The sequence below is a fragment of the Pseudomonas sp. XS1P51 genome (assembly GCF_054897845.1).
Genome location: NZ_CM142707.1, coordinates 2,711,762 through 2,738,239, shown reverse-complemented (window position 1 = coordinate 2,738,239; position 26,478 = coordinate 2,711,762). Strand labels below are relative to the sequence as shown.

The 26,478-nt window shown below is 59.9% G+C and carries 29 protein-coding genes; 16 read left to right on the top strand and 13 right to left on the bottom strand.

The features are described from left to right. Nucleotides 1-3 precede the first annotated feature (3 nt). From ACYZUD_RS12720 to ACYZUD_RS12710, 3 genes are all read left to right on the top strand, one after another. A complete protein-coding gene (locus ACYZUD_RS12720; protein WP_462024311.1) occupies nt 4-609 on the top strand; it encodes an arylesterase in 606 nt (201 codons plus the stop codon). Nucleotides 610-665: 56 nt separating this feature from the next. Next, entirely contained in the window at nt 666-959 is a 294-nt protein-coding gene (locus ACYZUD_RS12715; RefSeq protein WP_003226812.1) for a hypothetical protein, read from the top strand. 124 nt (nt 960-1,083) lie between these two features. Next, nucleotides 1,084-2,055 carry a L,D-transpeptidase family protein gene (locus tag ACYZUD_RS12710; protein ID WP_462024310.1) on the top strand — a complete coding sequence of 324 codons (972 nt, stop codon included), beginning with the start codon at nt 1,084-1,086 and terminating at the stop codon, nt 2,053-2,055. A 123-nt stretch (nt 2,056-2,178) separates the two neighbouring features. Here the strand turns inward: ACYZUD_RS12710 and oprI are convergent, their stop codons facing one another. Then, the gene (gene oprI / locus ACYZUD_RS12705) at nt 2,179-2,430 is read right to left on the bottom strand and encodes an outer membrane lipoprotei OprI (protein ID WP_003172710.1); all 252 of its coding nucleotides are present in this window, start codon (nt 2,428-2,430) and stop codon (nt 2,179-2,181) included. A gap of 639 nt (nt 2,431-3,069) precedes the next feature. Between oprI and ACYZUD_RS12700 the strand changes: the two genes are divergently transcribed. Continuing rightward, the gene (locus ACYZUD_RS12700) at nt 3,070-3,357 is read left to right on the top strand and encodes a GNAT family N-acetyltransferase (protein ID WP_020800382.1); all 288 of its coding nucleotides are present in this window, start codon (nt 3,070-3,072) and stop codon (nt 3,355-3,357) included. A gap of 71 nt (nt 3,358-3,428) precedes the next feature. Here ACYZUD_RS12700 and ACYZUD_RS12695 read toward each other — a convergent pair whose 3' ends face one another. Next, nucleotides 3,429-4,505 (bottom strand): 3-deoxy-7-phosphoheptulonate synthase, encoded by a 1,077-nt coding sequence (locus tag ACYZUD_RS12695; protein WP_123432647.1) that lies wholly within the window; start codon nt 4,503-4,505, stop codon nt 3,429-3,431. A gap of 162 nt (nt 4,506-4,667) precedes the next feature. After that, nucleotides 4,668-5,111 carry a PilZ domain-containing protein gene (locus ACYZUD_RS12690; protein WP_462024309.1) on the bottom strand — a complete coding sequence of 148 codons (444 nt, stop codon included), beginning with the start codon at nt 5,109-5,111 and terminating at the stop codon, nt 4,668-4,670. On the opposite strand from ACYZUD_RS12690, the gene ACYZUD_RS12685 reads away from it, so the two are divergent. The 5 genes from ACYZUD_RS12685 (at nt 5,110) to cysB (ending at nt 9,064) form a co-directional block, all read left to right on the top strand. Next, complete coding sequence (locus ACYZUD_RS12685) at nt 5,110-5,496, top strand: thioredoxin family protein (RefSeq protein WP_462024308.1); 387 nt, start codon at nt 5,110-5,112, stop codon at nt 5,494-5,496. The genes ACYZUD_RS12690 and ACYZUD_RS12685 overlap by 2 nt on opposite strands. Then, nucleotides 5,493-6,449 (top strand): putative 2-dehydropantoate 2-reductase, encoded by a 957-nt coding sequence (locus tag ACYZUD_RS12680; RefSeq protein ID WP_462024307.1) that lies wholly within the window; start codon nt 5,493-5,495, stop codon nt 6,447-6,449. The genes ACYZUD_RS12685 and ACYZUD_RS12680 overlap by 4 nt, the downstream gene beginning before the upstream one ends. 24 nt (nt 6,450-6,473) lie before the next feature. Then, entirely contained in the window at nt 6,474-7,379 is a 906-nt protein-coding gene (locus ACYZUD_RS12675; RefSeq protein WP_462024306.1) for a 5'-nucleotidase, read from the top strand. Between the two features lie 94 nt (nt 7,380-7,473). Then, nucleotides 7,474-7,977: a universal stress protein gene (locus ACYZUD_RS12670; protein WP_462024305.1), complete on the top strand. Its 504-nt coding sequence runs from the start codon at nt 7,474-7,476 to the stop codon at nt 7,975-7,977. Between the two features lie 112 nt (nt 7,978-8,089). After that, complete coding sequence (cysB, locus tag ACYZUD_RS12665; RefSeq protein ID WP_008049066.1) at nt 8,090-9,064, top strand: HTH-type transcriptional regulator CysB; 975 nt, start codon at nt 8,090-8,092, stop codon at nt 9,062-9,064. A 9-nt stretch (nt 9,065-9,073) separates the two neighbouring features. Here the strand turns inward: cysB and ACYZUD_RS12660 are convergent, their stop codons facing one another. Both ACYZUD_RS12660 and ACYZUD_RS12655 read right to left on the bottom strand, forming a co-directional pair. Then, nucleotides 9,074-9,556 carry a GreA/GreB family elongation factor gene (locus ACYZUD_RS12660; RefSeq protein WP_462024304.1) on the bottom strand — a complete coding sequence of 161 codons (483 nt, stop codon included), beginning with the start codon at nt 9,554-9,556 and terminating at the stop codon, nt 9,074-9,076. A 2-nt stretch (nt 9,557-9,558) separates the two neighbouring features. Next, on the bottom strand, nt 9,559-9,969 hold the full coding sequence (locus ACYZUD_RS12655; RefSeq protein ID WP_462024303.1) for a hypothetical protein: 411 nt from the start codon (nt 9,967-9,969) through the stop codon (nt 9,559-9,561). Between the two features lie 124 nt (nt 9,970-10,093). Here ACYZUD_RS12655 and earP point away from each other — a divergent pair, with 124 nt between their 5' ends. Together earP and ACYZUD_RS12645 are read left to right on the top strand one after the other, a co-directional pair. Next, on the top strand, nt 10,094-11,236 hold the full coding sequence (gene earP / locus ACYZUD_RS12650) for an elongation factor P maturation arginine rhamnosyltransferase EarP (protein ID WP_462024302.1): 1,143 nt from the start codon (nt 10,094-10,096) through the stop codon (nt 11,234-11,236). Between the two features lie 48 nt (nt 11,237-11,284). Then, entirely contained in the window at nt 11,285-11,854 is a 570-nt protein-coding gene (locus tag ACYZUD_RS12645) for an elongation factor P (RefSeq protein WP_007943632.1), read from the top strand. A 159-nt stretch (nt 11,855-12,013) separates the two neighbouring features. On the opposite strand, the gene ACYZUD_RS12640 is transcribed toward ACYZUD_RS12645, so the two are convergent. The 4 genes from ACYZUD_RS12640 to ACYZUD_RS12625 all read right to left on the bottom strand — a co-directional run bounded on the left by ACYZUD_RS12640 (nt 12,014) and on the right by ACYZUD_RS12625 (nt 15,334). Beyond that, a complete protein-coding gene (locus ACYZUD_RS12640) occupies nt 12,014-13,027 on the bottom strand; it encodes an alpha/beta hydrolase (protein WP_462024301.1) in 1,014 nt (337 codons plus the stop codon). A 33-nt stretch (nt 13,028-13,060) separates the two neighbouring features. Continuing rightward, on the bottom strand, nt 13,061-13,480 hold the full coding sequence (locus ACYZUD_RS12635; RefSeq protein WP_462024300.1) for an organic hydroperoxide resistance protein: 420 nt from the start codon (nt 13,478-13,480) through the stop codon (nt 13,061-13,063). Between the two features lie 366 nt (nt 13,481-13,846). Then, on the bottom strand, nt 13,847-14,308 hold the full coding sequence (locus tag ACYZUD_RS12630; protein ID WP_462025032.1) for a MarR family winged helix-turn-helix transcriptional regulator: 462 nt from the start codon (nt 14,306-14,308) through the stop codon (nt 13,847-13,849). A 69-nt stretch (nt 14,309-14,377) separates the two neighbouring features. After that, nucleotides 14,378-15,334 carry a LysR family transcriptional regulator gene (locus ACYZUD_RS12625; protein WP_462024299.1) on the bottom strand — a complete coding sequence of 319 codons (957 nt, stop codon included), beginning with the start codon at nt 15,332-15,334 and terminating at the stop codon, nt 14,378-14,380. Between the two features lie 126 nt (nt 15,335-15,460). On the opposite strand from ACYZUD_RS12625, the gene ACYZUD_RS12620 reads away from it, so the two are divergent. Continuing rightward, nucleotides 15,461-16,195, top strand: a complete 735-nt coding sequence (locus ACYZUD_RS12620; RefSeq protein ID WP_462024298.1) for a sulfite exporter TauE/SafE family protein — start codon at nt 15,461-15,463, stop codon at nt 16,193-16,195. Here the strand turns inward: ACYZUD_RS12620 and ACYZUD_RS12615 are convergent. Next, nucleotides 16,185-17,039, bottom strand: coding sequence for a LysR substrate-binding domain-containing protein (locus ACYZUD_RS12615; RefSeq protein WP_462024297.1), 855 nt, complete (start codon nt 17,037-17,039; stop codon nt 16,185-16,187). The two genes, ACYZUD_RS12620 and ACYZUD_RS12615, sit on opposite strands and share 11 nt — an antisense overlap. A 96-nt stretch (nt 17,040-17,135) precedes the next feature. Here ACYZUD_RS12615 and ACYZUD_RS12610 point away from each other — a divergent pair, with 96 nt between their 5' ends. Both ACYZUD_RS12610 and ACYZUD_RS12605 read left to right on the top strand, forming a co-directional pair. Beyond that, complete coding sequence (locus tag ACYZUD_RS12610; RefSeq protein WP_034150155.1) at nt 17,136-17,351, top strand: DUF1127 domain-containing protein; 216 nt, start codon at nt 17,136-17,138, stop codon at nt 17,349-17,351. Between the two features lie 64 nt (nt 17,352-17,415). Next, complete coding sequence (locus ACYZUD_RS12605) at nt 17,416-18,645, top strand: winged helix-turn-helix domain-containing protein (protein WP_462024296.1); 1,230 nt, start codon at nt 17,416-17,418, stop codon at nt 18,643-18,645. 111 nt (nt 18,646-18,756) lie between these two features. On the opposite strand, the gene ACYZUD_RS12600 is transcribed toward ACYZUD_RS12605, so the two are convergent. After that, nucleotides 18,757-20,103: a class II 3-deoxy-7-phosphoheptulonate synthase gene (locus ACYZUD_RS12600; protein WP_462024295.1), complete on the bottom strand. Its 1,347-nt coding sequence runs from the start codon at nt 20,101-20,103 to the stop codon at nt 18,757-18,759. A gap of 148 nt (nt 20,104-20,251) precedes the next feature. On the opposite strand from ACYZUD_RS12600, the gene ACYZUD_RS12595 reads away from it, so the two are divergent. Then, nucleotides 20,252-21,007 (top strand): spermidine synthase, encoded by a 756-nt coding sequence (locus ACYZUD_RS12595; protein ID WP_462024294.1) that lies wholly within the window; start codon nt 20,252-20,254, stop codon nt 21,005-21,007. Nucleotides 21,008-21,118: 111 nt separating this feature from the next. On the opposite strand, the gene ACYZUD_RS12590 is transcribed toward ACYZUD_RS12595, so the two are convergent. After that, nucleotides 21,119-21,910 (bottom strand): crotonase/enoyl-CoA hydratase family protein, encoded by a 792-nt coding sequence (locus ACYZUD_RS12590; RefSeq protein WP_462024293.1) that lies wholly within the window; start codon nt 21,908-21,910, stop codon nt 21,119-21,121. Between the two features lie 420 nt (nt 21,911-22,330). Between ACYZUD_RS12590 and ACYZUD_RS12585 the strand changes: the two genes are divergently transcribed. Beyond that, nucleotides 22,331-24,004 (top strand): DEAD/DEAH box helicase, encoded by a 1,674-nt coding sequence (locus ACYZUD_RS12585; RefSeq protein WP_008146183.1) that lies wholly within the window; start codon nt 22,331-22,333, stop codon nt 24,002-24,004. Between the two features lie 240 nt (nt 24,005-24,244). Here the strand turns inward: ACYZUD_RS12585 and ACYZUD_RS12580 are convergent, their stop codons facing one another. Beyond that, a complete protein-coding gene (locus tag ACYZUD_RS12580) occupies nt 24,245-26,401 on the bottom strand; it encodes a mechanosensitive ion channel domain-containing protein (protein ID WP_462024292.1) in 2,157 nt (718 codons plus the stop codon). Between the last annotated feature and the right edge of the window lie 77 nt (nt 26,402-26,478).

The window sequence follows — 26,478 nt, the reverse complement described above, 5'->3', positions numbered from 1 at the left end:
CCGATGCGTGTGTGGTTTTTGAGTGCTGGCCTGGCCTTGATGTGCATGGCCCAGAACGCAGCGGCGGGTACAGTCCTGATCGTTGGCGATAGTATCAGCGCCGGTTTCGGACTGGATACCCGCTTGGGGTGGGTGTCATTGCTTGAGCAACGGCTCAAGCGCGAAGGTTTCGACGATAAGGTGGTCAACGCCTCCATCAGCGGCGACACCAGTGCCGGAGGTCAGGCGCGCCTGCCTGCGCTGCTTGCAGAGCATAAACCTGAACTGGTGATCCTCGAGTTGGGAGGCAATGACGGGCTGCGCGGACTGCTGCCAACGCAATTGCAACAAAATCTTGCGTCGATGATCGACAGCTCCCGCGCCAGTGGCGCCAAGGTGCTGCTGCTTGGCATGCAATTGCCGCCCAACTATGGCGAGCGCTACACCAAGGCCTTTGCCGAGGTTTACACCAAAGTGGCCGATGAGAAAAAAATCCCGCTGGTACCGTTTTTTCTCGACGGCGTGGGCGGTCATCCGGACTTGATGCAGGCCGACGGCCTGCACCCGGCTGCGGGGGCTCAGGACAAGTTGCTGGAAAATGTCTGGCCGACACTGAAACCGCTGCTTTGACGCTTTTCTAGCGGCGGTGTTTCGGCTAAGGTGGCGCCCCCGATTTGGAGCCCCCGATGCCGCGTCCCGCCTGGTCACTTTTTGCCTATCAACTGATCGAGCCTGACGAACAGCTGGATCTGTTCGCCTGCCAGGAAGTGCGGGTACATCTGGTGACCCGTCAGCTGGAGCTGGGCGGCTCGGCGGATCGAACCTTGTGCGGCAGCTTGCTGCCGGCGCAGCCGCGCTGGTCGAGCGTGGACCGCCGCGTGTTCCAGGACCAGCGCTTGTGCTCCCTGTGCCGGGCCATTCTGGAATCGCAAAAACGCGGCACTTCGCCGATCTGGCCGGAGCTGCGTTTCGAGCTGTAGGAGCTGCCACAGGCTGCGATTTTTTCCCGGCATGGCGCGATCTATCGGAGTCTCCCCGAAATTCCAGACGCCAGTGTACAATCCCGTTTTTATACCCTTGTCGATCATGCGAAGGATTTTCCGGATGTTGCCGCGCTTTCCTGCCGTCACCCGCTGCCTGACCCTCGCCGCCCTCTGTGTGGCCGGTCCCGTTGCAGCATTGGAGTTGCCCCTGCCACCCCCTGGTGAAGATATCGTCGGCCAGGTGCAAGTGATCAAGGCCAAGTACGAAGACACCTTCGCCGACCTTGGCACCACCTACGATCTGGGCTATTCGGAAATGGTCGCGGCCAACCCTGGCGTCGATCCATGGTTGCCGGGCGCCGGCACCGAGATCGTACTGCCGACGCGCTTCATCCTGCCGCCGGGCCCGCGTGAAGGCATCGTGATCAACCTGGCTGAATACCGCCTCTACTACTACCCGAAAGGCCGGAACGTGGTCTACACCTTCCCGCTGGGTATCGGTCGTGAAGGCTGGGGCTCGCCGATTGCCCACACCAGCATCATCGCCAAGACGCCGAACCCGACCTGGACCCCTCCAGCCTCGATCAAGGCCGAGCACCTCGCTGATGGCGATCCGCTGCCGAACGTGGTGCCGGCTGGCCCGGATAACCCGTTGGGGCCGTTCAAGTTCACGCTGGGTACACCGGGCTACCTGATCCACGGTTCGAACAAGAAGTTCGGCATCGGCATGCGCACCAGCCACGGTTGCTTCCGCATGTTCAACAACAACGTGCTGGAAATGGCGAGCATGGTTCCGGTCGGGACGTCGGTGCGCATCCTCAGCGATCCGTACAAATTCGGCATCAGTGGCGGCAAGGTCTATCTGGAAGCGCACACGCCGCTGGACGACAAGGGCAACCCGTCGGTGGTCGACAAGCACACGGCGGTGATCAACGCGATGCTCAAGCGTGAGGACATCACCAATAACCTGCGCATGAACTGGGATGTGGTCCGCGACGTGGTTGCCGCTGAAGATGGCCTGCCGGTGGAAATCGGAGTGCCGAATACTTCGGCGCCGATGGTGACGAGTGCACCGATCGACCCGCTGCAGTAATGCTTGAACGGAGCCCGCCGACGCTGACTGCGTCGGCGGGTTTTTTATTGCCTGTACAAAACGCCGGGCAATAAAAAAGCCGACCCAAAAATGGGTCGGCTTGATAACAATCCCGAAGGACTATTACTTGCGGCTAGCTTTTTCCAGCATGCGCAGAGCACGCTCGTTAGCTTCGTCAGCAGTCTGTTGTGCTTTTTGAGCAGCAGCCAGAGCTTCATCAGCTTTACGGTAAGCTTCGTCTGCACGAGCCTGGGAGCGAGCTGCTGCGTCTTCAGTAGCAGTCAGACGTGCTTCGGTTTCTTTCGATACGCTGCTGCAACCGGTAGCCAGAACTGCGGCCAGAGCCAGAGCAGAGAATTTCAGAACGTTGTTCATCGTGTTCCCCTTCAAGGACTTTCTATTAAGTAGCTGTCTCCTCAGAGTGAGGAAATAGCCGGCGTACATACTACCCATTACTTGTCGTAAGTAAACTGACGTAAAGCAAGAAGCAAAAAAAATTGTAGGCGTTGATTCTTTTTCGAGCAACTTTTAACTGCATTGTTTAAAAAATATCCAGCTGCGAGGCCCGAGCTGAGCGAGCTGCCGAAGAAAAGTTCCGCGATGTCGCAGCTCTTTTCTCAGTCTTGGCTAAAGTCTGCCTACATGGATTCGTCCATACTTTTGTTCGGATTTTGCGTAGCGCCTCTCATATCTTTCTCCATGTTGAGGTGACTTTAACAAAGGGCGCTCGTCTTAAGTCTCAACATCCGGCAATGTTCGGGCTATCGACCTTCAGAAGATCATCGGTCGAGCCTTTCCTGCGTAACCCGGAGCGGCACCCGCCAACCAGCACGATGACGAGCGTACCTTGAGCATTTTTGCCAATGGTGCCTACTATTTGATACGTGCTCGGTTGCGCGAGATTGGTGCAGCTCTTCTCGGTGTCCATTCAGGCACAGGGTGGCGTAGATGTTCCTTCGCCGGAAAAACATCGGTAAGGTAGGGGTCAGAATTCAAGACCCGCGAGGAGTAGTGATGAGCGAGGCGTTGTCCATCCACCATGACCAGGCTGGTCATCAGTTCGAGACCAATGTGGACGGTCATCGTGCCTACCTGACCTATATGGATCTGGGGAAACAGACCCTGGATATCTATCGCACGTTTGTGCCCAACGCGCTGCGGGGGCGCGGCATCGCTGCGGCACTGACCGAGCAGGCGCTGCAGTACGCTGAGGAAATGGGCTACACAGTCATTCCATCGTGCTCCTACGTGGAGCGTTACATGGAGCGTCACCAGCGGCATGCTGCCAAACTGAGCCAGTGACCTTTTAAAAAAACGAACACATAAAAAAACGCCGGGTTAAGCCCGGCGTTTTTTTGTGCGGCGAAAAGTGATCAGGTGCGATCGCGTTTTGGCAGCACATCCTTGAGCTTGGCATGCATGCTGCGCAAGGTGTTTTCGGTGGCGGACCAGTCGATACAGGCATCGGTGATCGACACGCCGTATTGCAGGTCGGCGAGGTCTTTCGGGATCGCCTGGCAGCCCCAGTTCAGGTGACTTTCGACCATCAGGCCGATGATCGACTGGTTGCCTTCGAGGATCTGGTTGGCAACGTTTTCCATCACCAAAGGTTGCAGGGCCGGGTCCTTGTTGGAGTTGGCGTGGCTGCAGTCGACCATGATGTTCGGCTTGATCTTCGCTTTGTTCAGCGCTTGCTCGCAGAGCGCGACGCTGACCGAATCGTAGTTCGGCTTGCCGTTGCCACCGCGCAGCACGACGTGACCGTAGGCGTTGCCCTTGGTGGTCACGATCGACACGCCACCTTCCTGGTTGATGCCCAGGAAGCGGTGCGGGCTGGAAACCGATTGCAGGGCGTTGATGGCAACCGTCAGGCCGCCGTCGGTGCCGTTCTTGAAGCCGACAGCCGAGGACAGGCCGGACGCCATTTCACGGTGAGTCTGGGATTCGGTGGTGCGCGCGCCGATGGCCGACCAGCTGATCAGATCCTGCAGGTACTGCGGAGAGATCGGGTCGAGGGCTTCGGTCGCGGTCGGCAGGCCCATCTCTGCCAGATCCAGCAGCAGCTGGCGACCGATGTGCAGACCGTCCTGAATCTTGAAGGAGTCGTCCAGATACGGGTCGTTGATCAAGCCTTTCCAGCCGACGGTGGTGCGTGGCTTCTCGAAATACACGCGCATGACCAGATACAGGGTATCGGACACTTCTGCTGCGAGTGTCTTCAGGCGCTCGGCGTATTCGTGGGCAGCCTTGATGTCGTGGATCGAGCACGGCCCGATGACGACAAACAGGCGGTGGTCGGTGCCATCCAGGATGTTGCGAATGACTTCGCGACCCTTGGTGACGGTGCGCAGGGCAGCATCGCTCAGGGGGATGTCACGCTTGAGCTGATCAGGAGTGATCAGCGTCTCGTTGGAGGCGACGTTTAGGTCGTTGATCGGTAAATCAGCCATCGTTTACTCGTCAGGTCACGGGTGCCGGCCGCCAGCGAACCCGCGCGGCGGAGCACAGCAAATTAAGCGCGTCGGGGAGCGGAACCTTAGCGCGTTACACCGTGGCTCGACAATGGGCAGACACCGGTTTAGCGGCCATTCACAACTAATTGATTACGACCCCTAATCCAGCACAGCCTGCGCAAATGCCTTGCGAACCGTGTCGTGAGAGAACTCGTCGGCGTGCTGCTGCACCCATTCGAGGGCCAGGGCTTGAGTTTCCTGCAGGTCGTCGTGCGCGTCATGCAGGCGGCAGTAACGTTCGATCTGGCACACCTGCTCGCCCATCCGGGCACTGAACAGCATCTGCTCGTCAACAAAGGCAATGCCCACCAGATAGCCGCGCTTGCGTCGCAGGCACCAAGCCACATAGCCCAGAAACCGCAAATCGGGGTTCAAGGTCGGCATGCGAACTTCCAGCGCGGTACCATGGCGCCACGCCCGGTGATAATTGCAAGCCATGCCCCCGAGGCTGATAGTGTGCAGCTGTTGCCGTGAAATACATTCAGGTTTGAGCAACGTTAATTCGACGGGTACATCGTCAGGATGAGGAATAAAACGTCCCATGAGCACGGACTCCATGTGTCGGCCATCTGACATTGTTTCCCCCAGTATAGTGGTCGAATCGGAACTGACGGATTTCGACGCCGACCAACGGCTGCTGGCGATGAGCGGTGTGTCGCTGGTGATTTTCACCAGTGTCGGCTGCGCCGGTTGCCGTTTTGCCCGTGAACAATTGCCCAGGCTCGATCTGGCCGTCGATCGCCTGTGCTGGATCGATGCCGAGGAGAATGGCGGCGTGGTTGAGCGTTATCAGGTCTTTCATTTGCCGGCGCTGTTTGTGGTGCGCGACGGTGAATTCTTCGGGGCACTAAAATCGCGCCTGACCAGCACCGAGCTCAATGAAGCCGTAGGTCAGGCGCTGATGAGAACAGCAGAGGAGTTGCCATGATGGGGGCAGTTGCCAAACCGACAATCGGTATTATCGGAACCGGTGCGATCGGCGGTTTCTACGGGCTGATGCTGGCGCGGGCCGGCTTTGATGTGCACTTTTTGCTACGCAGTGAATTTTCCGCAGTGGCCGAACGCGGCTTGCAACTCGACAGTGCGGTGCATGGCGCGCTGACGTTGAATCCGGTTCAGGCCTATTCGACAGCCGAAGACATGCCGCCCTGCGACTGGCTGCTGGTGGGGGCGAAGACCACCAGTAATGCAGATCTGGCACCGGCGATCATTCAAGCCGCAGCGCCGAATGCCAAGGTGCTGTTGCTGCAAAACGGCCTGGACGTCGAGGACAGTCTGCGCGAGCTGCTCCCCGATTCGTTGCACCTGCTCGGCGGGCTCTGTCTGATCTGTGTCCATCGCGCCGGTCCTGGGGTCATTACCCATCAGGCGCTCGGCGCGGTGAATGTCGGTTACCACAGTGGCCCGGCCGCCGATGATCAGGCGCGCATGGCGATTGTCGAGGAGGGGGCCGGATTGTTCCGCGCCGCCGGTATCGACTCCCAGGCCATGCCAAACCTGCATCAGGCACGCTGGCAAAAACTGGTCTGGAATATCCCCTACAACGGTCTGTCAGTTCTGCTCGGGGCGAGCACCACACCGTTGATGGCCGATCCCGACAGTCGGGAATTGATCAAGGCATTGATGGCCGAAGTGGTTCAGGGCGCAAAAGCCTGCGGTCACGAGGTGCCGGTCGGTTATGCCGACTATCTGTTTATGATGACCGAGAACATGCTCGATTACTGGCCGAGCATGTACCACGACTTTCTGCACAAGCGACCGCTGGAGCTGGCCGCGATTTACGCCCGGCCATTGGCGGCGGCCAAGGTTGCAGGGTGCGAGTTGCCGCGAATCGAAGCCTTGTATCGCAGTTTGAGTTTTATCGATCGACGTAACACCTGAGTCGATCAACCTGAGGGGGAAGGCATGCCAAAGGCAATTGACGACAAACTGGTGCTGGCGATTTCTTCGCGAGCGCTGTTCGACCTGAGCGAAAGCCACAAGGTTTACCTGTCGAGTGGCGTCGAAGCCTACCGGCAATATCAGATTGAACACGAAGACGAAATCCTCGAACCCGGCGATGCATTCCCGTTGGTGGAAAAACTCCTGAACCTCAATACCAGCCTCGGCCGCGCCCGGGTCGAGGTGATCCTGGTGTCGCGCAACAGCGCCGATACCGGCCTGCGGGTGTTCAACTCGATTCACCACTATGGCCTGGCGATCTCCCGTGCGGCGTTTATCGGCGGGCGCAGCCCTTATCCGTACCTCAAGGCCTTTGGTTGCGACCTGTTTCTCTCGACCCATGCCGAAGACGTACGCAGTGCACTGGATGCCGGGTTCGCCGCTGCGACGATTCTGTCCGGTGGCGCCAGCCGTGCGGCCAGTGATGAGTTGCGCATTGCCTTCGACGGTGACGCGGTGCTGTTTTCCGACGAATCGGAGCGCGTCTATCAGTCCGGCGGTCTGGAAGCGTTTCAGGCCAGCGAACGCGAAAGCGCCCGCGAGCCACTGCGCGGTGGGCCGTTCAAAGGCTTCCTCGCGGCGCTCAATCTGTTGCAGCGCGAGTTCCCCGATGACGCCTGTCCGATCCGCACAGCGCTGGTGACCGCGCGTTCGGCGCCGGCCCATGAGCGGGTGATCCGCACCTTGCGCGAATGGGACATTCGTCTGGACGAGTCGCTGTTCCTCGGTGGCCTGACCAAGTCGGCGTTTCTCGAAGCCTTTGCCGCCGACGTGTTTTTCGATGACCAGGCCGGCCATTGCGAGTTGGCCCGGGAGGTGGTCGCTACCGGCCACGTGCCCCATGGCATAAGCAACGAGCAAAAGGTTTAAGCCCGCGGTTCAACGCGTTACGCGAAGCGTCGTACTCGCCAAGGCACTGCTAAGCTGAATCAATCTCCGCCATGTTGGCACTCGAGGAGGTCATATGATTCGTTCGATGCTATATGCCACTGACCTCGGCCTGTACGCACCGTTAGTGATGCAGCATGCCCTGGAGCTGGCTCGAACATTCAATGCCGACTTGTATGTGGTGCACGCGGTTGAGCCCATGGGGCTGTTTGCCGAATCGGTGCTTCAGAGTTACCTCGATGAGCAGGCGTTGAACGAGTTTCACAGTCAGGGCCTGAACACGGTGATTGCCAATATCGAGCAGCGGGTGCTCGACAGCTTTCGTGAGGAACTGGGAGACGAGGGCGCGCACGACCTGGACCGGATTCAAGCGGTGCGGGTGCTTCAGGGCGATCCGTCGCAGGTAATTCTCGACCAGGCGCAGAAACTCTCCGTGGATTTGTTGATCGTAGGTAGTCATAGCCATGGTGCTGGCGCGGAAACACCTTTGGGCAGGACCGCAGCGCGGGTATTGCAGTTGGCTCGGGTCCCGGTCTATCTGGTGCCGTTGGTGGAACGGCGGCGCCTTGGGGATCGCTAGAACACGAATAGTGGCAGTTTGATAAAAAGTTCTAGATTTATTCTTCAAACCATTAATATAGTTATATACCGTCGCTGATGCCCGTGGCGTCTACCTGCTTTGAGGGATTCATATGAAGCTTCAACAACTGCGCTACATCTGGGAAGTGGCGCACCACGACCTCAACGTTTCCGCTACAGCCCAAAGTCTTTACACCTCGCAGCCGGGCATCAGCAAGCAGATCCGTCTGCTGGAAGACGAATTGGGCGTCGAGGTTTTTGCCCGCAGCGGCAAGCACCTGACCCGCGTCACCCCGGCCGGCGAGCGCATTATTACCACCGCCGGCGAGATCCTGCGCAAGGTTGAAAGCATCAAGCAGATCGCCCAGGAATTCTCCAACGAGAAGAAAGGCACCCTGTCGATCGCCACCACGCACACCCAGGCGCGTTATGCGTTGCCGCCGGTGATCAGCAATTTCATCAAGCAATACCCGGACGTCGCCCTGCACATGCACCAGGGTTCGCCGATGCAAATCGCCGAGATGGCCGCTGACGGCACCGTGGATTTTGCCATCGCCACCGAAGCCCTGGAGCTGTTCGGCGACCTGGTGATGATGCCGTGCTATCGCTGGAACCGTTGCGTGGTCGTGCCTCAGGGCCACCCGCTGACCAAGCTGTCGAAGCTGACGCTCGAAGCCCTGGCCGAATACCCGATCGTGACCTATGTGTTCGGTTTCACCGGCCGTTCGAAGCTTGACGAAGCGTTCAGCCACCGCGGCCTGACGCCGAAAGTGGTGTTCACTGCGGCCGACGCCGACGTGATCAAGACTTACGTTCGCCTCGGTCTGGGCGTGGGCATCGTGGCGAAAATGGCGGTCGATACCAAACTCGACAGCGACCTGGTGGTGCTCGATGCCAGCGAGCTGTTCGAGTCCAGCGTGACCAAGATCGGTTTCCGTCGCGGGACGTTCCTGCGTGGCTTCATGTGCGACTTCATCGAGAAGTTTGCCCCGCACCTGACCCGTGAAGTCATGGCCAAGGCCATCCAGTGCCACAACAAGCAGGAACTGGAAGAGCTGTTCGACGGCGTCGAACTGCCGGTCCATTAAATCTCCCTGCTAGACCACCTCGGTGACAGAAAACTGTTGCCGAGCACCCGCCACCAGAATCTCCACCTCGTCCCCTTTGAACTTGCCCAGCAGGCTTTTGCCCAGCGGTGAGCGGGGGGTGATGACGGTGATCATTTGCCCCACCAGATCGACCTTCAAACCCGCCGCGTCGGGTGCCAGGAACAGCCACTGCTCACGACCGTTTTCGTCTTCCAGCCCGAGCAGGGCGCCCACTTCGATACCACGTTGATCGTCATAAGGACGCAGTGTCAGGTTCTGGCAAAGCGCTAGCGACTGCCTGATTTCCTCCACCCGTCTGGCCTGGCCGGCGGCGAGATAGGACGCCTCCAGACCCAGCGTGTCGTACTTGTTTTCGGCGATGTTTTCTTCGTGGGTCGCGGTTTCGTAAGCGGTCTGTGCGGCACGCTCGGCGATGTCGAGATCGATGCGCAGCTTGTCGAGAATCAGTTGGTGGACGGTTTGTTTATTCATGGTCAGTCGCAGAATTGCAGGACGTTGGCGCGGCTTTTTTCGCTCGGCGCAGTCTGGTCCTGTTGCAGCCAGAACTGGCATTTTGGATTGGCCAGATTGCGCCGGGTGCTGCGGGCCTGATCAAGTCGTTGCTGTTGCTCGTCCTTGCGCAGGTTCTCTTCGTATTGTTCGAACAACGGGCTCTGGGGCGGAATATCCGGCACCGGTTGCACCACCACCGGCGGTTTGGCCAGTTGCTCCACCGCTGCGGCCACCGGTGCCAGTTGCTCGCTGAACAACAGGCGAGAGGCGAGCCAGCAGGTCAGTGCAATCGCGATGAATCCCAGCCACAAACCGAGGGCAATGCTGCCGGTCAATTGCAGCGCATTGAGCTGGATTGGCAACGGGCGGCGCGGGTTGGGGCGGTAGGGCATGGCTGCCTCCTGGCGGGTGGTCGCGGGCGAGTGGCGATTGTCGCACGAAGATTAATCGCCGTCGGCTCTTCTGCACGAGGTAATTTATGCGGACAATCGGCGCCTTTGCCAACGGGAGCCTGGAATGCCTGAATTGAATACCCGCTGGGATATTTTTTGCACCGTGGTCGACAACTTTGGCGACATCGGCGTGACCTGGCGTCTGGCCCGGCAACTGGTGACCGAGCATTCGGTGACGGTGCGCTTGTGGGTCGATGACCTGCGGGCCTTCGAACGTATCTGTCCGGAAATCGACATCCATGCTCCGCAGCAGTGGCAGCAAGGTGTCGAAGTGCGTCAGTGGCCCACTGACTGGCAACCCACCGAAGCGGCTGATGTGGTGATCGCCGCGTTCGCCTGCCAGTTGCCGAGCGCGTACATGGACGCCATGGCCGAACGGCAAAAGCCGCCGTTGTGGATGAATCTCGACTACCTGAGCGCCGAGGACTGGGTCGTCGGCTGCCATGGCTTGCCGTCGGTGAAGTACAAAACGGTGCAGAAGTACTTCTTCTTTCCGGGGTTCCAGAAGGGCACCGGTGGCTTGTTGCGTGAAAGCGGATTGCTTGAGCGTCGCAGGCAATTTCAGCAAAGCCCCCCAGCGCAGCGGGAATTCCTGCAAAGTCTTGGGATTGATCGCGCGCCGAATGCACAACTGATCTCGTTGTTTGCCTACGAGAATGCCGGACTGGCCAGTTGGCTGGATGTCATGGCCGCCGATTCGACGCCCACTCATCTGCTGGTGCCCGAAGGCCGTGTTCTGGGGGATGTCGAGCGGTGGCTCGGCGTGGACGGTCTGGCGGCGGGCGCTCTGCATGTGCGCGATGCCTTGACCGTGCAAGTCCTGCCGTTCGTCCGACAAGACCAATATGACCTGTTGCTGTGGAGCTGCGATTTCAACGCCGTGCGCGGCGAAGACTCCTTTGTTCGCGCACAATGGGCGGGGCGGCCGCTGCTCTGGCACATCTATCGCCAGGACGAAGACATACACCTGGACAAGCTCGAAGCCTTCCTGACGCGGTACACAAAAGGCTTGTCTGCCCCTGCACGCGAGGCGATCAGCGGTCTCTGGCGGGCCTGGAATGCCGGTGAGACAATGACCGACCACTGGCAATCGAGCCGTAAACACTGGCCGGAACTGCAAAAACATGCCGAAGCGTGGTGTCTGGAACAGGCCTTGCAGGCTGATCTTGCCGCAGCGCTGGTACAGTTTTATGTAAATTGGATATGATACGCGGCCTAGATTTTTGTAAATCCCATCCAAATTCGGATATTCGCAATGAAAACTGGTAAAGAACTGAAACCCGGTACCGTGATCCGTCTCGAAAACGATCCTTGGCTGGTTCAGAAAGCTGAATTCACCAAGTCTGGTCGTAACAGCGCGATCATGAAGACCAAGCTGAAAAACCTGCTGACCGGTTACAAGACCGAGATCGTTTACAGCGCCGACGACAAACTGGACGACGTAATCCTCGACCGCAAAGAAGCGACCCTGTCCTTCATCAGCGGCGACACCTACACGTTCATGGACACCACCGACTACACCATGTACGAGCTGAACGCTGAAGACATCGAAGCCGTTCTGCCTTTCGTTGAAGAAGGCATGACCGATGTTTGCGAAGCGATCTTCTTCGAAGAGCGTCTGGTTTCCGTAGAACTGCCGACCACCATCGTGCGTCAGGTCGACTACACCGAAGGTTCCGCTCGCGGCGACACTTCCGGCAAGGTAATGAAGCCTGCCAAACTGAAGAACGGTACCGAGCTGTCGGTTGCTGACTTCATCGAAATCGGCGACATGATCGAGATCGATACCCGCGAAGGCGGTTCCTACAAAGGCCGTGCTAAATAAGCACCGCTTGAGGAATGAAAAAGCCCGACCATTGAGTCGGGCTTTTTTGTGCCACCAAGATCAGCAGATCGCAGCCTCGTTTCACTCGACAGCTCCTACAGGGGAATGCCAAACCCATGTAGGAGCTGTCGAGTGAAACGAGGCTGCGATCTTTTTGCTTTATTTCAGGTGTTGCTTGAGTTCTTCGGAGGCTTGCAGCATCGCCGAACGCACCGCCGGCACCTGGTTCACCACGTTGAGCAAGCCGTAGTCATGGATCATGCCGTTGTAGCGCACCGCCGTGACCGGCACGCCGGCCTCATCGAGCTTGCGAGCGTAGGCTTCACCTTCGTCGCGCAGTACATCGGCGCCGGCCGTCTGCACCAGTGCCGGTGGCAAGCCTTTGAGTTGAGCGGTGGTTGCCCGCAGCGGCGAGGCGTAGATCTCGTTACGTTGTTTGGCATCGGTGGTGTAGTTGTCCCAGAACCACTTCATCATGTTTTTGGTGAGGAAGTGCCCTTCGGCAAACTGGTTGTAAGACGCCGTTTCAAAGCTCGCATCCGTCACCGGCCACAGCAGCACCTGGAACTTGATCGCCGGCGTGCCCTTGTCCTTGGCCATCAGCGCAACCACGGCCGCCATGTTGCCACCGACACTGTTACCGGCGACGGCCAGGCGCTTGCCATCGACGTTGATCTCTTTACCGTGCTCGGCCACCCATTTGGTCGCGGCGTAAGCCTGGTTGATCGCCACCGGGTAATGCGCTTCCGGCGACGGCGTGTAATTGACGAACACGGCCGCCGCACCCGAACCCACAACCAGGTCCCGAACCAGGCGTTCGTGGGTCGGAAAATCCCCCAGGACCCAGCCACCGCCGTGGAAGAACATGAACACCGGCAACTCACCTTTGACCCCGGCCGGGCGGACGATGGTCAGGTTGAGCGGTTGACCGTCGACTTGAATGGTCTTCTCGCTGACGTCTGCTTTTGGCAGCGTCAGTTTCACCCCGGCCTGCGCGCCGACCAGTACGGCACGGGCTTCTTTCGGGGTGAGTTGTTCCATCGGCTTGCCGGTGCCGGCATTCAGGACGTCGAGGAACGCCTGGGTGTTGTGTTCAACCCCGTCGCCAGCGAACGCGCTGTGGATGGACAGGGCGAGAAGGGTACCGGTCAAGACTTTGCTGAAAGTGTTCATGTTCGTTTCCTTTTCGGGCCTTGGAGTCAGCGGTTAGACGGCAACGTGCAGGCGCACATCGACATTGCCACGGGTGGCGTTGGAGTACGGGCAGACCTGGTGGGCGGCGTCGACCAGGCTTTGCGCATCGGCTTGTTCAAGACCCGGCAGGCTGATGTGCAGGTCGATGTCCAGGCCGAAACCACCAGGGATCTGGCCGATGCCGACATGGGCGGTGATCGAGGCGTCGTTCGGGATGGTGCGTTTGATCTGGCTGGCGACGAATTTCAGCGCGCCGATGAAGCAGGCCGAGTAACCGGCGGCGAACAGTTGCTCAGGGTTGGTCGCTGCGCCGCCGGCACCGCCGAGTTCTTTTGGGGTGGCGAGTTTGACGTCGAGGATGTTGTCGCTGGAAACCGCACGACCGTCACGGCCGCCAGTGGAGGTTGCGATTGCGGTGTAGAGAGTTTGCATGATGTAAGCCTCGTTCGGGTTTGGGTTGTTCGCGCTAAATATTTGCGCGCTAAGTAAGTGCGAGGTAAATGTAGCGCGCTGATATTTAGTGCGCAATATAAATTTTGAAAAAGTTTGGAAAAGATAGAAGTGCGCGTCAGCGCTTGCTGGCAAGACTATTGAATTAGAGGGGTTGAGGCAGGATTTTTGGGCGGTGATTTTTTTTCGAGGAGGGTGAAGGCGAACCGGATTCGTGAGAGCACTGCAAAACAAAATGTGGGAGCGAGCCTGCTCGCGATAGCGGTGCAACAGTCCACATCCATGCTGAATGTCGGGCCACTATCGCGAGCAAACTCGCTCCCACAGGGGATTTGCGGCGGGTTGAGATCAGAGGCTGTCTTGCAGGTTGCTACGCAGCGCTTGCAGCTCAGCTTGCAGTTTCTGCAGTCGTTCCAGCGTCATCCCGCTGGCGCCGAGGATGCACTGGGGAATACCGCGCGCCTTGTCCCGCAAGGCACGACCCTGTTCGGTGAGTTCGACAATCACCACCCGCTCGTCTTCGCGGCTGCGGGTGCGGCTGAGCAAACCTTCGACTTCCAGGCGTTTGAGCAATGGCGTCAGTGAGCCAGGATCGGTCAGCAGTCGCGCGCTGATTTCGCCTACGGTCAAACCGTCCTGTTCCCACAGCACCATCATCGCCAGGTATTGCGGATAGGTCAGGCCCAGTGCTTGCAATAGCGGCTTGTAGACCTTGGTCATCAGCAGCGAGGTGGAGTGCAGGGCGAAGCAGGCCTGATTGTCCAGCAGCAGGTCGTCGCAGTTATCCGGGGTATTGCGCTCGGTGGTCATTTCGAAGCCTTGATCAGTGATCGTCATAAATCTAGCGGGCGAATCTTTAATGCGCCAGACAATTCTGGACTAGTGCCGGTCCAGGTTGGTTTGCAGCGCCAGATCCCACGGTGGAATAGGGCTGAAGCGGGTTTTCAGGTATTCCAGCAACAAACGGCTGCGGGAGTTGGGTTGTTGCTCCAGGCGCAGGGCATAGATGCCGGTGGTTTCCGGTTGTGGCAGACCGTTCTCGCAAAACAACGGCAGCAGTTCACCGCGTAGCAAGTATTCGCTGGCCAGCCAGGTCGGCAGATGCGCGATACCCAGCCCGGCCAATGCGCCGCAAACCAGCGCCTCGGCATTGTTGGCACGCATGCGGATGCGCGCCGGGCGGTGCAAGTGCATTTGCCCGTCCCGCTCGAAACGCCAGGCGAAGGGCGGGGCCAGGCCATCCCAGTCGAGACCATCGTGTTCAATCAGATGCGCCGGGTCGGTCGGTACGCCACGACGCTTCAGGTAGTCGGGGCTGGCACAGGCAATGCGCACCATGCTCGCCAGCGGCGTGGCTACCAGCCGGGTATCGGCCATTTGCCCGGCGCGCAGCACCAGATCGACCTTGCCCAGATTCAGCCCCTGCATATCGACAAAACTATCGATCAGGTGCAGTTGCACGTCGAGACCGGGATAGAGCATCAGAAAGTCGGCAATCACCGGCGCCAGATGCCGCCGTCCGAACGCTGCCGGTGCATCGATCCGGATCAAGCCTTCCGGTGCGCTGCTCAGAGACACCGCTTCAGCCCGGGCCAGGCGCAGCTCAGCGACGATCCGCCGTGCGCGTTCGGCAAAGGCCAGACCGGCCGGGGTTGCACGCACCGCGTGGGTGCTGCGAATGAACAACTGGCTGCCGACGGCGTTTTCCAGGCTGTCGATGCGCCGCGCCACTGCCGAAGGGGTCAGCGGATGACGGCGGGACGCGGCAGAAAAGCTGCCGGTTTCCAGCACGTCAAGGAACAAGCCCAGCTGTTCCGTTAATTGATTGGGGTTCATGGTTTTGTCAATGCTTGTGCGAAATTGGCACAGCCATTGTGCGTTGCTGTGCGTTTCCCCGCCAGCCTCGACTGCGTAGGATGAATGGCCTGACGTGAGGGGAAATCGCCTGTGATTGAGTTTTTGATGTATCTGGTCTTTGGCACTGCCCTGGGAACCCTGGGTGGGTTGTTCGGCATTGGCGGCGGTTTGATCGCGATCCCGTTGTTGGGCGTGCTGTTCGGTCTCGATCAGCAGGTTGCCCAAGGTACGGCACTGGTGATGGTGGTGCCGAACGTAATGCTGGCGCTGTGGCGTTACCACCAGCGCAACCGGATCGAATTGCGCCATGCACTGCCGCTGGCCTCGATGGGTTTCTGCTTCGCCTGGGCCGGTTCGATCTGGGCCGTGGGCATCGATGCGCAAACCATGCGCGTGGGATTTGTCGCGTTCCTGGTCGCGCTGTCGGCCTACAACCTGATGCGAATGTTCTATGCCAACGCACCGGCTACTTCGCAGATGAATTACTCATGGCCATGGCTGGGTGTACTCGGCGCGGCTTCCGGCACCATGGGCGGATTGTTCGGCGTCGGCGGCGCGGTGGTGGCGACGCCGGTGCTGACCAGTCTGTTCGGTACGACGCAGGTGGTTGCGCAGGGCTTGTCGCTGGCGCTGGCATTGCCGAGCACGGGTGTCACGCTGGTCACCTATGCCGTGCACCATCAGGTGGACTGGATGATCGGCGTGCCACTGGCGGTCGGTGGTCTGATGAGCATCAGTTGGGGCGTGAGGATCGCCCACGCCATGCCGGAGCGGCTGTTACGCGGGCTGTTCTGTGGCTTCCTGGTGCTGTGCGCGGTGATGCTCGCCTTTAAAGTTTGAAGCCTTCGACGATGTGTTCGGCCAGGCTCTCGGTGATCGGCGACGGGTTGTGCAGGTTGCGCACCAGCATGATGCTCGCCTCTGGCAAGATCGGCAGGTCTTCGGCTTCACCGAGAATGCGCATGTCCGGGGTGACCAGGCTTTCCAGTTGCGCGGTCACCGCCAGGCCGGCACTGACCACCGCCATGATCGCCGACAGGCTGTCGCTGTTGTAGGCCACGCGATAATCGCGGCCCATGGCATCGAGCGCATTGCAGGCCCATAAGCGGCAGAAGCAATCACTGTTGAACATCGCCAGCGGCAGCGGCGTTTGCTCATGGGCGCTGAAACATTGCGCCTCGGCCCAGACAAAACGTTCCTTGCGCAACAACTGGCCGATCTCGCTGCCCGGCTCTCGGGTGACGATCGTCAGATCCAGATCCTGGCGCAGCAGCAATTGTTTTGATGATTCGCAGTGCACCTCGATCTGGATCAGCGGATACGACTGGGCAAATCGCCGCAGAATCCCCGGTAAAAAACGCATCACGTAATCGTCCGGGGTGCCGATGCGCACCATGCCGACCATGTGCGGCTCGCGCAACGTGTTGAACACTTCACTGTGCAACTTGAGGATGCGCCTGGCGTAACCCAGCAGCACCTGGCCCTCCGCCGTCAGCCGCACCTGACGGCCGTCGCGCTGGAACAACTGGCGCTGCAACACGTCCTCTTCCAGCCGTTTCATCTGCATGCTCACGGCAGACTGGGTGCGATTGACCAATTCCCCGGCGCGGGTAAAACCGCCCTGGTCGGCGATGGCGACAAAGGTGCGCAGCACTTCGGTGTCGATACTTGGGAAGGCGGACATTCATCAATCTCCGAGATGTGTTTCATAAGAAACATTCGTTGGATTGATCTTAGTCTCGGCGCGACACTTGAGCCATCCCAAACGGAGGGCAACACGATGAAAGGTCAAAAAGGTTATGTCGACGTAGAAAAACACTCCATCCACCTGATATCCGATTTGCTGCACAAATTTAACCGCTGGTACGAACTGCACCGTGAACGGGAAATGTTGGCGGGCATGAGTGATGAAGCGTTGAAGGACATCGGGCTGAGCCGTGCGGATGTCGAGCACGAAGCCATCCGCCCATTCTGGGATGACCCGATGCACAAATGAGTAAGGCACAACTACACAAACCGTCTCCCGGTGAGGTAGGTTGCGAGCAGACAAGGAGATGCTCATGCCCGCGACACTGTCCTTTTCCCTCAAACAGGCTCGGCGTCTGGCGCTGGCCGCCCAAGGATTCAACGGGCGCCAGCCGCCAGCGGCGATCAAAGCGGTTCAGCTCAATCGCCTGATCGAGCGGCTGGGCATTCTGCAGATCGATTCGGTCAATGCGTTGGTGCGTTCGCACTACCTTCCCTTGTTTTCCCGCCTCGGCAATTACTCATCCGATTTGCTCGACCAGGCTGCTTGGAGTTCGGGCCGGCGCCGCACGTTGTTCGAATATTGGGGCCATGAAGCCTCCTTGCTGCCCTTGTCGATGTACCCGTTGATGCGCTGGCGCATGCTGCGCGCGACCCGTGGCGAAGATATTTATCAGCAACTGGCCCGTTTCGGTCGTGAGCAGCAGGACACGATTCGCCGGGTGCTGGCGTCGGTTGAGGAGCTCGGCGCGCTGGGAGCCGGGAGCCTGTCGACCCGTCAGGAGCGGGCAGGGCCGTGGTGGGACTGGAGCGCGGAAAAGCATGCGCTGGAATGGTTGTTCGCTGCCGGTGAAGTGACCGTTGCCGGGCGACGCGGATTCGAGCGGCTTTATGATCTGCCGGAGCGGGTGATCCCTTCGGCGATTCTCCAGCAGCCTCTGCTCTCGGAAGCCGAGGCTCAGCGCGGACTGTTGCGGCATGCCACGAGCGCCTTGGGTGTGGCCACTGAAAAGGACCTGCGCGATTACTTTCGCCTGAGCCCCGGTGATGCACGTCCGCGCCTGGCGGAGCTGGTGGAGGCGGGCGAGTTGCTGACCTGCGAAGTCCAGGGGTGGCGGCAACCGGCTTTTTGTCTGCCCGAGCCCAAAGTGCCGCGCAAAGTCGAGGCCAGTGCCTTGCTTTCACCCTTCGATTCGCTGATCTGGGAGCGCAGCCGTACCGAGCGGTTGTTCGATTTCCGTTATCGGCTGGAGATTTATACGCCGCCGGACAAACGGGTCTACGGCTATTACGTCTTGCCGTTTTTGCACAACGAACGGATTGCTGCGCGGGTGGATTTGCGTGCCGAGCGGGCGTCGGGGCGGCTGGCGGTACATGCCGTACATGAGGAAGAGCCGGGGCTGGATGAGGAGGGGATGACGGCGTTGGCGGTGAATTTGCGGCGGATGGCGGATTGGTTGGGGCTGGCGCAAGTTCAGTTGAATTGCCCGCGGGCGAGTGCGGCGCGGTTGAGGGTGGCATTGGCCACCATTGGCGGTGACTGAACTGAAGCGATCGCGAGCAGGCTCGCTCCCACATGCCCGGACAACTCGGTCAACTGTGGGAGTGAGCCTGCTCGCGATAGCGGTGTCACAAGCAACGAAAGGCTTTTTGACTCACCGGCGGACTTGCTTCAACGTCTCGGCAATCAAAAACGCCAACTCCAGCGACTGATCCGCATTCATCCGCGGGTCGCAATGGGTGTGGTACCGATCCGACAACCCGTCTTCGGTAATCGGTCGCGCACCACCAATGCACTCGGTGACATTCTGCCCGGTCATCTCTATGTGGATGCCGCCGGCATACGTGCCTTCTGCTTCGTGAACCTGGAAGAACTGCTTCACTTCGCCAAGGATCTGCGCGAAGTCGCGGGTCTTGTAGCCGCTGCTGGCCTTGATGGTGTTGCCGTGCATCGGGTCGGAGCTCCAGAGCACCTGCTTGCCTTCACGCTGCACGGCGCGGATCAGCTGCGGCAAGTGATCGCCGACCTTGTTCGCACCCATCCGCGCAATCAGGTTCAGACGGCCCGGATCGTTGTCCGGGTTGAGCACGTCGATCAGGCGAATCAGGTCTTCAGGGTTCATGCTCGGGCCGACCTTGACCCCTATCGGGTTGTTCACCCCGCGCAGAAACTCGACGTGTGCGCCGTCCAGCTGACGGGTGCGGTCGCCGATCCACAGCATGTGCGCCGAGCAATCGTAGTAATCGTTGGTCAGGCTGTCACGTCGCACGAAAGCTTCTTCGTAGTTCAGCAGCAGCGCTTCGTGAGCGGTGAAGAAACTGGTTTCGCGCAGTTGCGGCGAGCTGTCCATGCCGCAGGCGCGCATGAAGGCCAGGGTTTCATCGATGCGATCGGCCAAGTGGCTGTATTTTTCTGCCAGCGCGGAGTTGGCGATGAAGTCCAGGTTCCATTTGTGCACCTGATGCAGGTCGGCAAAACCGCCTTGGGCGAAGGCGCGCAGCAGGTTCAGGGTAGCGGTGGACTGGTGATAGGACTGGAGCAGACGCTCCGGGTCCGGCACGCGGCTTTTTTCGTCGAAACCGATGCCGTTGACGATGTCGCCACGGTAAGCGGGCAACGTCACGCCGTCGATGGTTTCGTCGTTGGCCGAGCGCGGCTTGGCGAACTGGCCGGCCATGCGCCCGACCTTGACCACCGGGCAGCCGGCGGCGAAGGTCATGACGATCGCCATTTGCAGCAGCACTTTAAAGGTGTCGCGGATTTTTGCGGCGGAGAACTCGGCGAAGCTCTCGGCGCAGTCGCCGCCCTGCAGCAGGAACGCCCGGCCCTGGGTCACTTCGGCAAACTGACGGCGCAACTCCCGGGCTTCACCGGCAAACACCAGCGGCGGATAGCTGGCCAGCGTTTGCTCGACTTGCCGCAAATGCGCCGTGTCGGGGTATTGGGGTTGTTGCTGGATCGGCAGGGCGCGCCAGCTGTCAGGGCTCCAGGGTTGGCTCATCACGGTCTCTAGTGTTTTACGCTCGGACTGTCATGTTATCAGCAATTAGTGCGTGACCTGTTCCCGTCGCTTCGCGGACAATCGCGCCTTTGCCGCTTTATGTTGCGGCTTGTCGCGTTGCCGGGGCCGGTAACGATCAGGAGACGAAATGACTGAGGAGCGCGTCGAGCATTTGCTCGCCGAGGTGCAGGATGAGTTCGGCGTGATTCGCGTGCTGGAAGTGGCCGATTACCGTTTTCTCGAGTTCGGTGATGCCATCGAGCAGAGCTGCGTGTTCACCGCCGATCCGAGCTGGCTCGAATACGATTACACCCGGGCGATGCTGATTGGCGCGTTGTGCCATGAGCAACCGGAAAGCGCGCTGTTCCTTGGCCTCGGGGCCGGTACGCTGACCCAGGCTTGCCTGAAGTTCCTGCCGCTGGAAGACGTCGAAGCCATCGAACTACGCCCCGACGTGCCGCGCCTGGCTATCGAATACCTTGGGCTGGACGACGATCCACGGCTGTACATCCGCGTCGGCGATGCCCTGGAGTTGCTGGATACCGCCGAGCCGGCTGACCTGATCTTCGTCGACCTCTATACCGATGTCGGACCGGGCGTCGGTCACCTTGCCTGGAATTTCCTGGAAAACTGTCAGAAGCGTCTGAATCCGGGCGGCTGGCTGGTCATTAATCAGTGGGCTACCGACGACGGCAAACCGTTGGGGGCGGCGTTGTTGCGCGGGCTCTATCACCGGCATTACTGGGAACTGCCGGTGAAGGAGGGCAACGTGATTCTGATCGTGCCTTCCGAGCTGGATCAGGAACTGGACATGGCTGGCTTGATCGCCCGGGCCGAAGGGTTGGCACCGCGACTGGGGTATTCGTTGCAGTCGTTGATCAAGGTGATTCGCCCGGCGACTTGATTTGCTGTCTGGGCTGGCCTCATCGCGAGCAGGCTCGCTCCCACATGGGATCGCGATCAAAATGTGGGCGCGAGCCTGCTCGCGATAGCTTTCTACCCGTCAATACAGTTCTCAAAACCCTTTGAAAACACCGGGCCGCCTCTCGACCATCGACCGCACACCCTCCCGGGCATCCTCACTGGCCAGCAACTTCTTCACCAGCGGCGGCAACCCCTGCGCCGCGGCGGTTTCACCCTCATAACGCGCCTGCCGGGCCGACATCAACGTCGCCTGAACCCCCAGCGGCGCCTGCCGGGCAATCCGCTCAGCCAGCTCAAGTGCTCGCGGCAGCAAATCCTCACTGGCCATGACTTCCTGCACCAACCCCAGATGCAACGCCTCATGGGCATCGAATTCGTCGCCGGTCAGCAGCCAGCGCATGGCGTTGCCCCAGCCGGCGACTTGATGCAGGCGCAACGTGGCGCCGCCGAACGGGAAGATCCCGCGCTGCACCTCCTTCTGGGCGAATCGGGTATTGCTGGCGCACAGGTTGATGTCGGCGGCCAGCATCAACTCGATGCCGATGGTCAGGCAGTAGCCTTGCGCGGCGACAATCACCGGTTTGCTCACCCTGGGACCGGCGAATACACCCCACGGATCGCAACCGCCGGGCGGTGCCTGCCAACCTTCGGCCAGGGCCGCGCTGGCACTGACCAGATCGAGTCCGGCGGTGAAATGTTCACCATGGCCGAACACCACCGCCACCCGTGCCTCGCTGTCAGCCTCGAACTCGCCATACGCCAGGCTCAATTCATTGAGCAGCTCGAGATCGAAGGCGTTGCGCTTGGCCACCCGATCCAGGCCGATCAACAGGACATGACCGTGTCGTTCGCGGGTTACACGACTGGAAGCGGGCTGATTCATGGAGCATTTCCTCGGGCGGAAGGGGGGATCAGACCGCAGGTCTGCGTCACCAGGATGAACCGTTTTAGCGCCATCGCCAGCAGGGCCGGGCCTTTGAAAAATAGACCGTTGCACGATTATCCGCAAAGCCTGTGACACAACGGTGTATACGTCAGTTTTCCGACAAATAATGCTCCCTTTTTGGCCGAATTCCGGTATAGTGCGCGCCGGCCTTTAACCGGGCCGCGTTTAGGTAGCGCAATTCCCCGAAGTCAGCTTCGGCTGCACGTCCGCACAGCGGACTCTCCCTTGACGAATCTTTTTCATTCATTCGTTTTCGCAAATCCCCGCCGACAAAGCAGCCAGGGCGACTCTTGAGTCTTACACGGCATGCGCAGCTTTGGAGCATGGGTCTTTGCGGATGCACTTAGAGGCAGACCCATGACCCAGGAAACCGGCGGCTTCGCCGCTTTTAATCTTAATCCGAACATTCTTGCAGCCGTCATCGCGACCGGCTACGAAGAGCCTTCGGCTATTCAGCAGCAATCGATCCCGATCATCATGGCCGGTCACGACATGATTGGTCAGGCGCAAACCGGTACGGGTAAAACCGCCGCGTTCGCCCTGCCGATCCTGCATCGCATCGATCCTGCAAAGCGCGAACCGCAAGCCCTGATCCTGGCGCCAACCCGTGAGTTGGCGCTGCAAGTAGCAACCGCTTTCGAAACCTACGCCAAGCAAATGCCGGGCGTTACCGTTGTGGCCGTTTACGGCGGCGCCCCTATGGGCCCACAACTGAAAGCAATCCGTAATGGCGCACAGATCGTTGTCGCCACTCCGGGCCGTCTGTGCGACCACCTGCGTCGTGACGAAAAAGTCCTGTCGACCGTGAACCACCTGGTTCTCGACGAAGCCGACGAAATGCTCAAACTGGGTTTCATGGACGACCTCGAAGTCATCTTCAAGGCTCTGCCTCCTACCCGTCAGACCGTATTGTTTTCGGCCACCCTGCCGCAGTCGATCCGTGCTATCGCCGAACGTCACCTGCGTGATCCGCAGCACGTGAAGATCCAGACCAAGACCCAGACCGTTACCGCGATCGAACAGGCTCACCTGTTGGTTCACGCTGACCAGAAGACCTCGGCTGTATTGAGCCTGCTGGAAGTTGAAGACTTCGACGCCCTGATCATGTTCGTGCGCACCAAGCAAGCGACCCTGGACCTGGCCAGTGCCCTGGAAGCCAAAGGCTACAAAGCCGCTGCGCTGAACGGCGACATTGCTCAGAACCAACGTGAGCGCGTGATCGAATCCCTCAAGGATGGCCGTCTGGACATCGTTGTGGCGACCGACGTTGCTGCCCGTGGCCTGGACGTTCCGCGTATCACTCACGTGTTCAACGTTGATATGCCTTACGATCCAGAGTCCTACGTTCACCGTATCGGCCGTACCGGCCGTGCCGGTCGCGAAGGTCGTGCACTGCTGCTGGTGACGCCACGCGAGCGCCGCATGCTGCAAGTGATCGAGCGTGTAACCGGTCAGAAAGTTGCCGAAGTTCGCCTGCCGGACGCTCAGGCAGTTCTCGATGCCCGCATCAAGAAACTGACCAACAGCCTGTCGCCGCTGGTGGCTGACGCCGAATCGACTCACGGTGATCTGCTGGATCGCCTGACCGCCGACATCGGTTGCACCCCGCGTGCCCTGGCCGCTGCTCTGCTGCGCAAGGCAACCAACGCTCAGGCGTTGACCCTGGCTGCAATCGAGAAAGAACGTCCACTGGTGCCGAACAACGCACCGCGTGGCGATCGTCCAGAGCGTACCGGTGATCGTCCGGACCGTGGTGATCGTGAGCGTCGCGCTCCGGTTCCATTGGCCGAAGGTCGTGCTCGTTGCCGTACCGCGCTGGGTGCGCGTGATGGTATCGCTGCCAAGAACCTGCTGGGCGCTATCCTGAACGAAGGTGGCCTGGCTCGCGAAGCAATCGGTCGCATCCAGGTGCGTGACAGCTTCAGCCTCGTCGAGCTGCCGGAAGATGGTCTGGAGCGTCTGCTGACCAAGCTGAAGGACACTCGCGTTGCCGGTAAGCAGTTGAAGCTGCGTCGCTACCGCGAAGATTGATCCGCTCTCGGGCTGATTGATCGAACATAAAAAATCCCCGACTGGTTCGGGGATTTTTTTGGCCTGCGTTTTGTACCGCGGACCAGTGTGGGAGCGAGCCGGCTCCGGGCGGCGTTCCGACGATAGCGCCGGATCAGTCAACATTTATGTATCTGATACTCCGCTATCGTCGGAACGCCGCCCGGAGCCGGCTCGCTCCCACATGGGTCACAGGCTCGGCAACTGCTACAGGTATTGGCGTTACTCCGAAACCGGACCTCTGCCCGCCGTGATCACCTGCACGCTCATGCGCGGCGTCGCCAGGTCGAGCCCTGCTTCATCCAGATGGCGCTTGAGGGACAGGTTGAACGCACGGGACACTTCCCACTGCTTGATCGGCGCGGTCTTGAACCGGGCACGAAGAATCGCATTGCCGGACTCGAAGCTCTCGACACCCTGAATCTCCAGTGGCGACCAGATGTTGCGCCGTTGCAGCGGATCGGTGCGCATTTTCTGGCCGACGTCGCGCATCAGTTTGATCGCGTTATCGATGTCCATGTTGGAGGGCACCGCCACCCGGAAGATCGCGTAGCCGAACTCCCGGGAGTAGTTCTTGATGCTTTTGATTTCGCTGAACGGGATGGTGTGGACGATGCCGTCGATGTCCCGCAGGCGCACGGTGCGGATAGTCAGGCCTTCGACCGTGCCCAGGTGGCCGCCGACGTCGACGTAGTCGTCGATGGCCAGGGAGTCTTCGATGATGATGAACAACCCGGTGATCAGGTCGGCAACCAGCGACTGCGCGCCGAAACCGATGGCCAGGCCGATCACGCCGGCACCGGCCAGCAGGGGCGTGACGTTCATGCCCATGTTCGCCAGGGCGACGATCAGCGCGATGATGAAAATTGCCACGAACAGCACGTTGCGGATCAGCGGCATCATCGTTTGCGCGCGGGCATTGGCGAGGCCTTTGCGCGAGCGGGTGAGGGCGTGGTGCACGGCGGTGTCGCTGAGAATCCAGATCAGCCAGGCAAAAATCAGCGTGCCACCGAGGCTGAACAGTTTGACGCTGACTTCATGGCCCTCGCCCTCGGTGAACGCGATCAGCGACATGCCCCAGACCCGCAGGCCGAGTTCGATGAACGCCAGCCACACCACCAGATGGGCGAGGGTGTAGACGAAGCTTTTCAGGCGTTCCGAATACAGCGCATGGCGCTTCACGCCGCGTTGCGGTTTGAGGGCGTGGCGGCGTACCAGCCCGTTGATGACCATGCAAAGCACCAGCAGCACGGTGCAGATCAGCGACTGACGCAATGCGGTGCTGGTATCGCCGGCGGAGACGAAGGTAGCGAACAGCGAGATGGCCACCAGCACCAGCGCCGGCACGTACCAGAACGTGCCGAGGATTTCGATCGTGTCGCTGAGGGCGCGACGGGTCAGGCGCCGCGACAATGGTTGGTTGCGGATCAAGTGAGCGATGGGTCGACGGAAGCGCAGGATGAACAGCCCGGTGGACAATGCGGCCAGTACGTTGGCCACGGTTGCGGCGGTGTGCGCCAGGTGACTGCCGAGGCTGGTAACCAGCCGTGGATCGCTCAGGGCTTCGCCGAACGCGGCGAAACTGCCGATCAGCCACAGCGGCCGAAAGGCCTGGTGTCGCAGGATGTACAAGGCGCGGTGGCGGTGCGGGCCGTCGAGCACGGAGAACGCAATCACGCAGATCGCCGAAAAGCACGTGCCGACCACCAGCGCATAGGCCAGCACCATGGCCAGGCTTTTGCCCAATGACGAGGGCAGGGCGTACGTCATATAGACCGTCATCACCAAGGCAATCAGCCATGGCCCGAGTTTACGCAGGGCGAAGCGCAACATGTCGAGGGCCTTGGGGTGTTGCGGCAGTTCTTCGGTCAGGCCGAAGCGCATCCGCACCCGATGCCCGAGCCAGATCAGCGCGGCGGCCAGCAAGCTCCAGACCATCAAAATCATGGCGAAGGCAAAGATGATCGGCAGCCATTCATTGGCGGGCAGCATCAGTGCCGTCAGCTCATCCTTGGCCAGATCGAATTCTTCGGACCAGCGCGTGAGCGGGCTGTCGACCCCGGAAAACTGTTTTTCGAAACTGGCCAGGGTTCCACCAATCAGGCCCAGCACACCTTTTTCGGTGACTGGCTGGGCTTTTTTGGTGGCGTCGCGCAGCTTCTTCAGATCGGCCAGCAATTTGCTCCGCTGCTGGTCGTTTTCCAGCGACTTGATGACTTCGTCCAGGGATTGCCCCAGGGGTTCTTGTGCCTCTGGCTGGGTTTTCGCCGAGTTGTTGAGCAAGCCCGGCAAACTGACTGCGTGGGCAGGAGCCATCGGCAGCAGCGTCATGAGGCAGACGAGGAAAAGACAGGGCAGGGCAAAAAGACGAGCGAACACTAGGCGGTCAACCTCGGGATGAGCGGATCGATCGAGTGTACGAGCCCGCCAAAATCAATGCGAGCCAGGGGCGAGGA

Bases quoted from the DNA above. Each gene is read 5' to 3' on its own strand.
- ACYZUD_RS12715 (WP_003226812.1), top strand. From the start codon at position 666: ATGCCGCGTCCCGCCTGGTCACTTTTTGCCTATCAACTGATCGAGCCT.
- ACYZUD_RS12675 (WP_462024306.1), top strand. From the start codon at position 6,474: ATGCCAAAGGCAATTGACGACAAACTGGTGCTGGCGATTTCTTCGCGA.
- ACYZUD_RS12590 (WP_462024293.1), bottom strand. From the start codon at position 21,910: ATGAATCAGCCCGCTTCCAGTCGTGTAACCCGCGAACGACACGGTCAT.
- ACYZUD_RS12710 (WP_462024310.1), top strand. From the start codon at position 1,084: ATGTTGCCGCGCTTTCCTGCCGTCACCCGCTGCCTGACCCTCGCCGCC.
- earP (WP_462024302.1), top strand. From the start codon at position 10,094: ATGCCTGAATTGAATACCCGCTGGGATATTTTTTGCACCGTGGTCGAC.
- ACYZUD_RS12620 (WP_462024298.1), top strand. From the start codon at position 15,461: ATGTATCTGGTCTTTGGCACTGCCCTGGGAACCCTGGGTGGGTTGTTC.
- ACYZUD_RS12600 (WP_462024295.1), bottom strand. From the start codon at position 20,103: ATGAGCCAACCCTGGAGCCCTGACAGCTGGCGCGCCCTGCCGATCCAG.
- ACYZUD_RS12630 (WP_462025032.1), bottom strand. From the start codon at position 14,308: ATGACCACCGAGCGCAATACCCCGGATAACTGCGACGACCTGCTGCTG.
- ACYZUD_RS12685 (WP_462024308.1), top strand. From the start codon at position 5,110: ATGAGCACGGACTCCATGTGTCGGCCATCTGACATTGTTTCCCCCAGT.
- ACYZUD_RS12585 (WP_008146183.1), top strand. From the start codon at position 22,331: ATGACCCAGGAAACCGGCGGCTTCGCCGCTTTTAATCTTAATCCGAAC.
- ACYZUD_RS12635 (WP_462024300.1), bottom strand. From the start codon at position 13,480: ATGCAAACTCTCTACACCGCAATCGCAACCTCCACTGGCGGCCGTGAC.
- ACYZUD_RS12690 (WP_462024309.1), bottom strand. From the start codon at position 5,111: ATGGGACGTTTTATTCCTCATCCTGACGATGTACCCGTCGAATTAACG.
- oprI (WP_003172710.1), bottom strand. From the start codon at position 2,430: ATGAACAACGTTCTGAAATTCTCTGCTCTGGCTCTGGCCGCAGTTCTG.
- ACYZUD_RS12645 (WP_007943632.1), top strand. From the start codon at position 11,285: ATGAAAACTGGTAAAGAACTGAAACCCGGTACCGTGATCCGTCTCGAA.
- ACYZUD_RS12625 (WP_462024299.1), bottom strand. From the start codon at position 15,334: ATGAACCCCAATCAATTAACGGAACAGCTGGGCTTGTTCCTTGACGTG.
- ACYZUD_RS12720 (WP_462024311.1), top strand. From the start codon at position 4: ATGCGTGTGTGGTTTTTGAGTGCTGGCCTGGCCTTGATGTGCATGGCC.
- ACYZUD_RS12670 (WP_462024305.1), top strand. From the start codon at position 7,474: ATGATTCGTTCGATGCTATATGCCACTGACCTCGGCCTGTACGCACCG.
- ACYZUD_RS12680 (WP_462024307.1), top strand. From the start codon at position 5,493: ATGATGGGGGCAGTTGCCAAACCGACAATCGGTATTATCGGAACCGGT.
- ACYZUD_RS12615 (WP_462024297.1), bottom strand. From the start codon at position 17,039: ATGTCCGCCTTCCCAAGTATCGACACCGAAGTGCTGCGCACCTTTGTC.
- ACYZUD_RS12660 (WP_462024304.1), bottom strand. From the start codon at position 9,556: ATGAATAAACAAACCGTCCACCAACTGATTCTCGACAAGCTGCGCATC.
- ACYZUD_RS12695 (WP_123432647.1), bottom strand. From the start codon at position 4,505: ATGGCTGATTTACCGATCAACGACCTAAACGTCGCCTCCAACGAGACG.
- ACYZUD_RS12655 (WP_462024303.1), bottom strand. From the start codon at position 9,969: ATGCCCTACCGCCCCAACCCGCGCCGCCCGTTGCCAATCCAGCTCAAT.
- ACYZUD_RS12640 (WP_462024301.1), bottom strand. From the start codon at position 13,027: ATGAACACTTTCAGCAAAGTCTTGACCGGTACCCTTCTCGCCCTGTCC.
- ACYZUD_RS12605 (WP_462024296.1), top strand. From the start codon at position 17,416: ATGCCCGCGACACTGTCCTTTTCCCTCAAACAGGCTCGGCGTCTGGCG.
- ACYZUD_RS12595 (WP_462024294.1), top strand. From the start codon at position 20,252: ATGACTGAGGAGCGCGTCGAGCATTTGCTCGCCGAGGTGCAGGATGAG.
- ACYZUD_RS12700 (WP_020800382.1), top strand. From the start codon at position 3,070: ATGAGCGAGGCGTTGTCCATCCACCATGACCAGGCTGGTCATCAGTTC.
- cysB (WP_008049066.1), top strand. From the start codon at position 8,090: ATGAAGCTTCAACAACTGCGCTACATCTGGGAAGTGGCGCACCACGAC.
- ACYZUD_RS12610 (WP_034150155.1), top strand. From the start codon at position 17,136: ATGAAAGGTCAAAAAGGTTATGTCGACGTAGAAAAACACTCCATCCAC.